General features: G+C 28.6%; 9 protein-coding genes. All 9 read left to right on the forward strand.

Annotated elements, in window-relative coordinates; all coding sequences use genetic code 4:
* Positions 1 to 100: 100 nt before the first annotated feature.
* A complete protein-coding gene (locus tag EG856_RS01265; RefSeq protein WP_130429331.1) occupies positions 101 to 2,605 on the forward strand; it encodes a valine--tRNA ligase in 2,505 nt (834 codons plus the stop codon).
* On the forward strand, positions 2,593 to 3,462 hold the full coding sequence (locus EG856_RS01270) for a bifunctional 5,10-methylenetetrahydrofolate dehydrogenase/5,10-methenyltetrahydrofolate cyclohydrolase (RefSeq protein ID WP_130429332.1): 870 nt from the start codon (positions 2,593 to 2,595) through the stop codon (positions 3,460 to 3,462). Before EG856_RS01265 ends, EG856_RS01270 begins: the two co-directional genes overlap by 13 nt.
* 79 nt (positions 3,463 to 3,541) lie before the next feature.
* The gene (locus EG856_RS01275; RefSeq protein WP_130429333.1) at positions 3,542 to 4,534 is read left to right on the forward strand and encodes a phosphotransacetylase; all 993 of its coding nucleotides are present in this window, start codon (positions 3,542 to 3,544) and stop codon (positions 4,532 to 4,534) included.
* Positions 4,527 to 5,714 carry an acetate/propionate family kinase gene (locus tag EG856_RS01280; RefSeq protein ID WP_130429334.1) on the forward strand — a complete coding sequence of 396 codons (1,188 nt, stop codon included), beginning with the start codon at positions 4,527 to 4,529 and terminating at the stop codon, positions 5,712 to 5,714. The genes EG856_RS01275 and EG856_RS01280 overlap by 8 nt, the downstream gene beginning before the upstream one ends.
* On the forward strand, positions 5,714 to 6,139 hold the full coding sequence (coaD, locus tag EG856_RS01285) for a pantetheine-phosphate adenylyltransferase (RefSeq protein WP_130429335.1): 426 nt from the start codon (positions 5,714 to 5,716) through the stop codon (positions 6,137 to 6,139). Before EG856_RS01280 ends, coaD begins: the two co-directional genes overlap by 1 nt.
* Position 6,140: 1 nt before the next feature.
* The gene (gene yihA / locus EG856_RS01290; RefSeq protein ID WP_130429336.1) at positions 6,141 to 6,722 is read left to right on the forward strand and encodes a ribosome biogenesis GTP-binding protein YihA/YsxC; all 582 of its coding nucleotides are present in this window, start codon (positions 6,141 to 6,143) and stop codon (positions 6,720 to 6,722) included.
* A gap of 25 nt (positions 6,723 to 6,747) precedes the next feature.
* The gene (locus EG856_RS01295) at positions 6,748 to 8,319 is read left to right on the forward strand and encodes an MAG1430 family protein (RefSeq protein WP_130429337.1); all 1,572 of its coding nucleotides are present in this window, start codon (positions 6,748 to 6,750) and stop codon (positions 8,317 to 8,319) included.
* Between the two features lie 143 nt (positions 8,320 to 8,462).
* Positions 8,463 to 9,902 (forward strand): pyruvate kinase, encoded by a 1,440-nt coding sequence (pyk, locus tag EG856_RS01300; RefSeq protein WP_130429338.1) that lies wholly within the window; start codon positions 8,463 to 8,465, stop codon positions 9,900 to 9,902.
* A gap of 43 nt (positions 9,903 to 9,945) precedes the next feature.
* Positions 9,946 to 10,779 carry a DNA-binding protein WhiA gene (gene whiA, locus EG856_RS01305; RefSeq protein ID WP_130429339.1) on the forward strand — a complete coding sequence of 278 codons (834 nt, stop codon included), beginning with the start codon at positions 9,946 to 9,948 and terminating at the stop codon, positions 10,777 to 10,779.
* Positions 10,780 to 10,887: the final 108 nt, after the last annotated feature.

Genomic DNA, 10,887 nt, shown 5'->3' on the forward strand with positions numbered 1-10,887 from the left:
GGCTATTTTTAAATCTCGACAGTTACGCAGCAACCAATGCTAAATAATAATTTGGTATAATATATTAAATATATAAATTTAAAGTTATATGAGGTCAAAAATGCAATTAGATAAATTATACCAACCCAACAAATTTGAATCAAAAATTTCAAAAAAATGAAAATTAAAAAAATTTTTTAGCGAACATGACCAAACAAAAAAACCATTTACAATTCTTTTACCACCACCAAATATTACTGGTAAATTACATCTAGGCCACGCCTTAAATACATCTATTCAAGATGCGATTATTCGCTATAAAAAATTAAAGGGTTTTGATGTATTTTATATAGCCGGGATGGATCACGCTGGTATTGCAACTCAAAGTAAAGTTGAAAGTAATATTTATAATTTAACCGGTAAAACAAAACACGATTTTGGCCGAGAAGAATTTATTAAAAAAATATGAGAGTGAAAAGATGAATACTCTGCTTCAATTAGACAACAATGAGAGGTTTTAGGTTTAGGTTTAGATTATGAACGAGAACGTTTTACGTTAGACGAAGAATCAAATCAAGCCGTAAATCGAGCTTTTATTGAATTTTATAAACGAGGTTTAATTTATCGGGGTACAAAAGCAATCAATTGAGATCCCAAATTAAAAACTGCAATTTCAAATATTGAAGTTATAGCTAAACCAACAGAACAAAATATGTTGTATATTAAATATCAAATTGCAAATTCAAATGAATATTTAACTATCGCAACTGTTCGTCCAGAGACAATGCTCTCTGATGTGGCAGTTATATATAATCCTAATGATTCGCGTTATAATTCAATGCAAAATATAAGCCTTATCCATCCTTTAACTAAACAAAATATTCCTTTTATCCCAGACGAATACACCGAAATAGATTTTGGAAGCGGTTTAATGAAATTATCTGCCCACGCAGAAGTGGATATTGACCTTATCAAAAAACATAATTTAAAAATAAACGAAACTATTGACCAAAATGGCTTTATTAATGCTCCTAATTCTCAATTCCACAAAATGGAACGTTTTCAAGCCCGCAAAGCCATTGAAAAATATTTAATTGAGAATAATCTAATCGTAAAAATCGAAAAAACAATTTCAAATGTTGGCTATTCAGAAAGAAGCGGTGAACCAGTTGAAATTTTAGTGATGCCGCAGTGATTTGTTAAAATGGAACAATTAAATCATACGATTCTTGACCATTTAAACACAACACAGGCAATTAAATTTTTCCCTAAACGATTTAAGCAAACACTTAAAAAATGAATGCAAAACGCACATGATTGAACAATATCGCGTCAATTATGATGAGGTCATCGTATTCCTGCTTGATATAAAGATAACCAGATTAAAGTTCAAGTCAATTCACCAGGCGAACAATGAATACAAGATAATGATGTACTAGACACGTGGTTTTCATCTGGACTAGCTCCGTTTTCATTCTTAGGATGGCCATCAGAAAATTCAAATCAAGTATTAAATCGATACTTTCCAACTTCATTACTTGTAACTGGTTATGACATCATCTTCTTTTGAGTCGCTAGAATGTATTTTTTCTCACTTAGTTTTCAAAACAATAAACCATTTTCACAATTATTGCTTACTGGTTTAGTAAGAGATGAACAAGGAAGAAAATTCTCAAAATCATTGGGCAATGGTATTGACCCAATTGAAGTCATAAATCAATACGGAGCTGATGCTTTAAGATGGTTTTTAACTACTAATACAACACCAGGTTTAGACATAAGATATTCAGAAGATAAAATGCGTTCAGCGTGAGGATTATGTAATAAAATTTGAAATATTGCTCGTTACATTCAAAATTTACCCGATGACACAACTAAATCCAATACTGCTGCTGACAATTGAATTCACAATCGTATGGTTAAAATGAATAAAAAAATTGATAACGCATTCAAAAACTATGATTTAACGGTTGTGGGTTATGAATTAAATAAGTTTATTTATAACGATTTTTCTTCGTGATATGTAGAATTACTAAAAATAATGCCAAACAAAAATGCTGCTTTAAACAATTTCAAGAAATTGCTAATAATTCTACATCCATTATTACCTTTTATTAGTGATTATTTATATAAAACGCTTTTTGATGAAGAAATCTTAAATTCTAGACCTCTTAGATTAAGGATGATTAAGCAGCAAAATATTATTGATGTCGAAAATATAATTAAAATCGTTAGTATTTTAAGAAAATATCGTGAAGATAATCAAATTAGCAAAAAAAACGTCCTTTTTTATGATGTTAATATTACTAAAAATCAATTTAATATTGACGCAATTGCTAAACTGGCAAACGCACAAATTAAAATTAATAATGACACAGTTTATGTTGATGGAGATATCGTAGTTAATATTGAGCAAAGTATTGAACAAAAAAACGAATATATTAACTCAATCAAAAGCAAAATCGGTGAACTTGAAAACGAAATTGAACGTGCTCAAAAAATGTTAAATAATCCAAATTTTATTGCTAAAGCACCAAGCAATAAAATTGAACTAGAACAACAAAAATTACAAAAATATACAAAAGAATTAGAACAATATAAGGAGGAATTGAAATGAAAATCTTAGATGGAAAAAAAGTAGCGTTAGAATTAACAAACCAATTAAAAAATGAATTTGAGCAAATTTCAATTGAATTAGGTCGCAAACCAGTTCTAGGTATTGTTCGAATTGGTGATGATATAACAGGTGCTACTGATGTTTATGTCCAAAAAAAAATTGAAAAAGGTGAAGAATTAGGAGTTGATGTTAAAGTATTTAAATTTGCAGGTGATAAATCACGTTTTAAATTTATTTTAAAACAACTCGATAAAATTAATGATGAAACTGATGGAATTATAGTTCAATTACCAATCGGTGGTGAATTATCAATTTATAAACAACCAATTTTAGATTCAATTCGCTTTAATAAAGATGTCGATGGTTTAAGTTCAAGAAATTCGTTTAATTTTTACAATAAAACTGATGAATTTAAATTTACGCCAGCAACCGCGCAAGCAATAATTACACTAGTTAATCACTACAATATAGATGTTAAAGACAAAAAAGTAGCAGTAATTGGTCGTGGAATTTTAGTTGGTAAGCCGGCTGCATCTTTATTTAAAGAAATGGGCGCTCATGTTTCAACCCACAATCGCGAATCAGGTATTAAAGGAGTTGAAAATGCTGATATTTTAGTCGTTGCTGCTGGAAGCCCTAACCTAATTAGCAAAAAAAATATCAAACAGGGTGCTATTGTTTTTGATGTAGGAGCTACTTTAATAGAAAAAGATGGTCGCAAAGTTATTTGTGGCGATGTTGATATAGACGATTTAGAAGGTCATATTGAAGCAATAGCGCCTGCAAGAGGAGGTGTTGGACCTTTAACAGTGGTTTCATTATTTCAAAACCTATTAGAAGCACTTAAAAATAATAATAAAATTTAATATATTTTGTACATGAAATCATTAACATCATAATCCTAAGATGTTGTAAAATATTAATTAAATTATTCAAGGAGACAAAATGAAATTTACAGATTTAATTCAAAGTAATATTGCTCAAATTAAACAAAAAAAACGTATTGTTTTAGTTGATGGCGATGACCAAAGAGCAATTGAAGCTGCTAAAATTTTAGAACAATACAAAAATTTAGAAGTTATTTTGTTATTAGAAAAAGAACAAAATATTGAAACAAACGCAACATTGTTAAATATGAATAAAGATGAAGCAAAAAAATTGCAATTTGCTCAAATGTTATTTCAACAACGAGAAGCAGCTGCTAAAGCAAAAGGTAAAGAAAACAAAGACACATTAGAATCTATTCAAAAAGCAATGCAACAAAGACCATTTTACGCAATGATGATGCTTGAAACCGGTGAAGTTGATGGAGTTGTTGGTGGTTTGATTTATTCAACCGCGGATATGCTGAAAGCTGCTTTTAAAGTTATTGGCCCTTCAAAAGGTATTAAAACAATTAGTTCAGTAATGATAATGCACAAAGACGAAAACACTTTATTTTTCAGTGATATTTCAGTTAATCCTAAACCAGATCAAAGTGCCCTAACAGATATTGGTTTAAATGCTGCTCAATTTGTTAATGGATTTGGAATAGAACCCAAAGTTGCTTTTTTAAGTTTTTCAACAAATTTTAGTGCTAAAACACCAGAAACCGAAATGGTTCATAACGCAACTGTTGATTTCAACCAAAAATACAATGGTGTAAAAGCAATTGGAGAAGTGCAATTAGATGCTGCGTTAGATTTAAATGTAAGAAAAGCGAAATATCCTATCGAATCATACAACCAACCAGCAAACACTTTAATTTTTCCAAATTTAGAAGCTGGAAATATTGGATATAAATTAACGCAACGTTTAGCAGATTATGGTGCTATTGGTCCAATTATAGTTGGAACTAAAAAACCAGTTAATGATTTATCAAGAGGTGCGAAAGTAAACGATGTAGTTAATACAGTTTTAATCACAATGATACAAAGTCAAGGAGCAAAAAATGAGTAATAAAATTTTAGTTATCAATGCTGGTTCAAGTTCAATTAAATTACAATTATTTGAAAAAAATTCAATGAATGTTATAGCGAACGGTTTAGCCGAAAGAATTACATTAGATGATGGTGTAATTACAATTAAAGCAAACGAACAAAAATACATAAAAAATGTATCGATGCCAGATCACGAAGTAGCGGCTCAAAACATTTTATCTTTACTTTCAGAATCAAAAATTATTGAGGATGTAAAAGAAATTGAAATTATAGGTTTTAGAGTTGTACATGGTGGAACTTATTTCACAAAATCAAGTGCTATTGACGATGAAGTAATTAAGGCAATTGAAAAATGTTCAGATTACGCACCATTACATAACCCTGGTGCTTTACAAGCAATTTATGCCTTTAAAAAAGTAATGCCACATGCTAAACTTTCAGCAGAATTCGATACAGCATTTCACACAAGTATACCCGATGTAAATGCAATTTATCCAATTCCATACGAATGAAGTGAAAAATTTGGTATTCGTCGTTTTGGTTTCCACGGAATTTCGCACCAATTTATCAATCAAACAATGCAAAAAATTTTAAATAAATCTTCAATTAATATTGTTAACGCACACATTGGCAATGGCGCTAGCATTTGTGCGATAAAAAATTCAAAATCATTTGATACCACTATGGGTCTAACTCCTTTAGCTGGTGTTATGATGGGTACAAGATCAGGTGATATTGATCCAGCTTTAATTGAATTTTTAAGTGAACATTTAAACACAAACGCTAAAGATATTACACAAACTTTAAACAAAAAATCAGGATTATTAGGTGTTTCTGGAGTATCTTCAGATATGCGTGATATTGAAGAAGCAATTAGTCAAGGAAATAAAAAAGCAATTTTTGCTGAAGAATTATATATACAAAAAATTGTTGATTACATTGCAAATTATGCTAACAAAATTGAAAATGTAGATGCTATTGTATTTACTGCTGGTGTAGGAGAAAATTCACCAAGATTGCGTCAAGCTGTTGTGGATAAATTACATTTTGCAAAAATAAAATTAGACACACAAGCAAACAATGCCAAAGTAGGAGAATATGCTTTAATTTCTACACCTGATAGCGCTATTAAAGTATATGTGGTACGCACTAACGAAGAACTTTTAATTGCACAAAATGCCTTAAAACTTTTCAGCTAATGAAAAAAGCAATTTATGCTGGTTCATTTGATCCTCTACATGATGGACACAAAGCAGTAATTCAAAAAGCACTAAAATTAATTGATGAATTAACAATTGTTGTTTCTAATAACCCTGACAAAAATAATTTACAAGGTATTGAACAACGATATTCAAAAATTAAACAATATTATGCCAATGATGCTCGCATCAAGGTAATTGTTAACAAAAATGAATTAATTGCTCATATAGCAGCAAAACTAGGCATAAATTTTTTAATTCGTTCAGCCCGTAACGATATTGATTACAAAACAGAATTAGATATTGCTGCTGGTAATAATCAAGTTAAGGGTGACCTAGAAACAATTCTAATTATTCCTGATTATAAAATGATTGGAATAAGTTCAACTTTAATTAGACACCAAAAAGCAATCAAAAAGGATTAAAATGTGAAAATTTGTTAAAAGTGCGTTAGATAAAAATAGTTGAATTGACACTAACGGCAATATTCAAGTTATTTTTTGAGGACGTTCTAATGTTGGTAAATCTTCACTTTTAAACGCTATAACAAATCAAAAAATATCATTTGTATCTAAAACCCCAGGACGCACGCAATTAATCAATTATTTTACTGATTTAAACAATAAATTTATTGTTGATTTGCCTGGTTATGGTTACGCAACAATGAGTAAGCAAAAACAACAACAAATGCTAAATTCAATTAAGCAATATTTAGAATTTGAACCAAATCCTAAACATCTTTTTATCTTGCTTGATTCCCGGAGCGGGATTACAAAACTTGATCATGAAATTATTGATTTTATCACACATTTAGGCTTAAGTTTTTCTTTAGTTTACACAAAAATAGACAAATTAAACCAAAAAGATAAATCAGCTTTAATTAAAAAACACGCTGAACAAATTCAAAATTACAAATTTAATTCAGAGACTTTTTTAGTTTCAGCCCACAAAAAAATTAATTTAGATGAATTAGTTGAATATATAGATAAAATTCTTTATCAACCATAACCAAAATTAAACTAGGAGTTGACTTATGAAAAAAAACAAAAAATTTTTAACTGGTCTTTTAGCAACTACAATTATTAGCGCAGCAGCAATTACAATTACAACAGTTGCGATGAACGCTTATAATCCTCAAACAAGTGCTGAAAAAAGAATTGCCAATTATGAATTTTACGTCGGCCAAGATTTCGCAAAACAAATTCAAAATCATTTTCCTAGCGAATATGCTTTTGCCTCGTACAATGATTTTCGAGCAACTCGTAGTGCAGATGATAATGTCTTATTTCAGCCTGAATTAAAAAATTCATCTAATTATGCGAATCAATTTTGACCATATCAATTAGAAATTAGTTATGATAACGAAAAGTCAAATGTTGATGAATTCAAAAGAAGACAAGAACAAAAATTATTTTATTTGCGAAATTCTAAATCAAGTGCTCCTATTGATGTATTAAAAGCTACTCACAATATATATTATCATTCTTATGCCAACGATTTTACAGGCGAATTATTTTTATCAGTTTTGCTCGAAGATAAAAACCCTAGTTCAAAAAGCGAACAAGAGCTTTTAAATAAATCTACTAGTGACACAATTCGCATCGACTCATGAAAATCAAAAGTTTTTAAAATTGGTGGTTTTAAAAAAATAAAACAAGAAAGCACAAATCCAATAACGTATAACACTCAAGATTTATTAACTTCGAAAACAACACTTAATTCAACTTTAACACCTTCATTTAAAATTTCAGAAACTAATACTTTAAATGATATTTTTCGCGATAAAAAATATACATTAAACGGCAAAGACATTGCTGTAAACGCAGTGCACGATTTAATTGATAATAACATTTTAGCTAGCGAGCCAAATTTTGATAAAGAGCAAATTAGCAAAAATGAAATTTTAACCAAGAATTTATTCAGTATAGAAAACATCAATTCATATAACAATTCGTTTAAAATCAATTGAAATAAACCCGTATGATTTAGCAAAAACAAAAATAACGTCAACGAAATTAATATTAATTATTACGTAACTCGCAAAATACCAGCTGCTAAAATTGGTAATTTAAACAGCTTAGCTCGAAGCCAAAGTGTTGAAATTGAGCAACAATTTAGTCAAAAAATTTATCTAAATTATTTTAATTTAGAAAAAATAGCAAAACAATTTGTGCAAATAATTGGCAAAAAAGGTGTTCCTCTAAATCAATACACACAATCTGGCCAAAATGCTCTTAATTTCCATCGTTCTTCAAGCGCGCTTGAACCAAACTCAAATAATGGCTATTTTACTGAGTTAAACTTAAAATTTAGCGATGATGCGTCAATATCTAGAATCACAAATAACGAAACATTTAGTGAATATGAGTCAAATATTGCTAACTATACACTCTCATATCAATTAAATAATTTTAGAAAACCTAAAAATGATAAAAATGTTCAAAATACTCCTTTTGTAGGCGAGCAACAAAATACGGCAATTACTTTTTCATTTGAACTTAAATTAAATAATACTGATCAAGAATATGGAATTAACACATATTACGGTACATTTGTTTTAGATGGTTTTAAAGATATTAACACAGCAACCACAACATCTAGCTAGTGCTAGATTTTTTGTTTGGATTTAATTCACGCGAAATAATGTTTAAGGAATATATTCCATTAAATTTGCAACTAAATCAATATTTAACCAAAGCCAAAAAAATAAATAATTTACAATTTGTATATTAAAAATAAGGAGAAAAGATGAAATTAGATAATCATAAAGAGAAATTAACCATAACCGTTGGTCCATCAATAACTACATTAGAAATGATGAAAAATGTTATAAAAGCAGGGGCAACTGTAATTAGAGCAAATTTTAGCCATGGAAGCATTGAAGAACAGCGAATAAAATTTGATTTAGCAAGGCAAGCTGCCCACGATTTAGGAGTTAATATATCTTTATTACTGGACACAAAAGGGCCTGAAATCAGAGTTGGTAAAATCAAAAATGGAGCAGTATTGATTGAACAAAACCAAGAATTAAAAATTATTAGTACTCCACAAGCATACCAAAATCTAGAAGGTAACCAAAACCAAGTTAGCGTTGCTTATGACATGAGTGTTGATTTAAAAGTTGGAGACAAAGTTTTATTCGATGATGGTAAATTAAGTTCAAATGTAACTCAAATAAATCCTGGCGAAATAATTGTCAAAACTTTAAATTCACATATTTTAAAAACAAATAAACGAATTAATTTACCAAATGTAGATTTTTCATTACCCTTTTTAAGCGATAAAGATATAAACGATATCAAATTCGGTATTGAATATGGTGTTGATTTTATTGCCGCGTCCTTTGTTAATAGTGCCAAAAATGTAAATGAATTAAGGGAATTATTGAACAATAACGGTGGCGAACAAATTCAAATTATTTCTAAAATTGAAAGTCAAATTGCTATTAATAATATTGATGAAATTATTGAGGCTAGTGATGGAATTATGATAGCTCGAGGTGATTTAGGTCTTGAAATTCCATATTATGAAGTTCCTTATTGACAACAACAAATTATTGATAAATGCCGTCAAATTGGTAAGATTGTAATAGTAGCTACTCAAATGTTAGATTCATTAGAAAATAATCCACAACCTACTCGTGCTGAAGTTAGCGATGTTTATTGAGCAACTTCATACGGAGCTGATTCAACTATGCTCTCAAACGAAACTGCAGCAGGTAAATATCCTGTACGAGCTGTTGAAGTAATGCGTACTATTAATCAACAAGCGGAAAATGATTATTATGCTAGTTCATTCTATACTAATTGAGTTAATTATTTACTTAATAAATTAGATATGGACAATGAGCAAAATATTTTAATTTCCAAAATAGTAAAAGCAGTACAAAACGGTGACTATAAATACACATTCGTAGTTACAAAAAATCCAATATTACTGAATAAACTTTCACAATTTAGATTAAATACAGTTTTTATTGGTATTTTACCTAATGATAAAATGCAATACGGTTTTGGAGCTACATCAGGAGTAAAAATTGTTTTTAATTCAGCTAAATGATATAAACAAATTATCAATGACGAAACAAAAATAAGCGAACTAGAACAAATGGTAGAATTTCAAAAAGATGATAAATATGCTTTAGTTCTTGAAAATGAATTAAAATACAAAAAATTTAGTAAATATTAAATAAAACACTCCCTTAATAAATTAATTTCCTTAAATTTAAACAATGAACAATAATTTTACCCAATTAATTAAAAATGAAATATTAAACAAAAAGAAAAAGAAAAATGAAATCATTGAATTTTTGCGTGGTTTTATTTTTGCTAATGCTGTGATAGAAGAAAAAATACGACTTAAAATCAGCAATCAAATTACGCGAGATAAAATTATTAAATTATTGCAAACAGTTAAAATTGAATATTATTTAAAACAAAATAGTGTTATTTTTTTAAATAAAGAAGATTTTGATTTGGACTTAATTTTTTTAATACCTAATTGTTTTTTTGCAGGTGTTTTTATTGGTGGGGGAACAATTAGTAGTCTAGAGCGCTCTTCATATCATTTGCAACTAAGTTCTAATTACGAACATTTTGTCGATGCTTTTAAAACAAAACTAAATGAATATGAATTTGGTTTTCAAAAAATAAAACACCAAGGTAAATATTTAATTTATATCAAAAAATATGAAAAAATTTCGGACTTTTTAAAAGCAATCGAAGCAATTAATTCAATGTTTGCATTTGAAGATTCGCGAATAAAGCGCGATTTTGATAACTCAATGAACAGAATAAATAATGTTGACGTTGCAAATATTAAAAAAATTGTTTCAGCTAATCAAAAACATATACAAAATATAAATTATATTATTCAACACAATTTAGAGTATTTTTTCAATGAAAACCAATTAAATCTCTTTAAATTACTATTACAAAATCCTCAAGAAAGTTTAACAAGTTTAACAATTTTATTTACTTCACAATTTAATATACATATTTCCAAAAGCGGTGTTAATCATTGACTAAAAAAATTACAAAAAATAGTAGCACAACACAATTTTTAAAAACGATATTGTCTTAAGCAAACTAAACATAATAAGTGGTACAATAAATATAAATTAGATTTAATTAAATCGTAGAACGGATATATGAAATTTTTTAATTATTTAAAA

The organism is Mycoplasmopsis phocirhinis (assembly GCF_004216495.1).
In the GTDB taxonomy this organism is placed as follows: domain Bacteria; phylum Bacillota_I; class Bacilli_A; order Mycoplasmatales; family Metamycoplasmataceae; genus Mycoplasmopsis; species Mycoplasmopsis phocirhinis.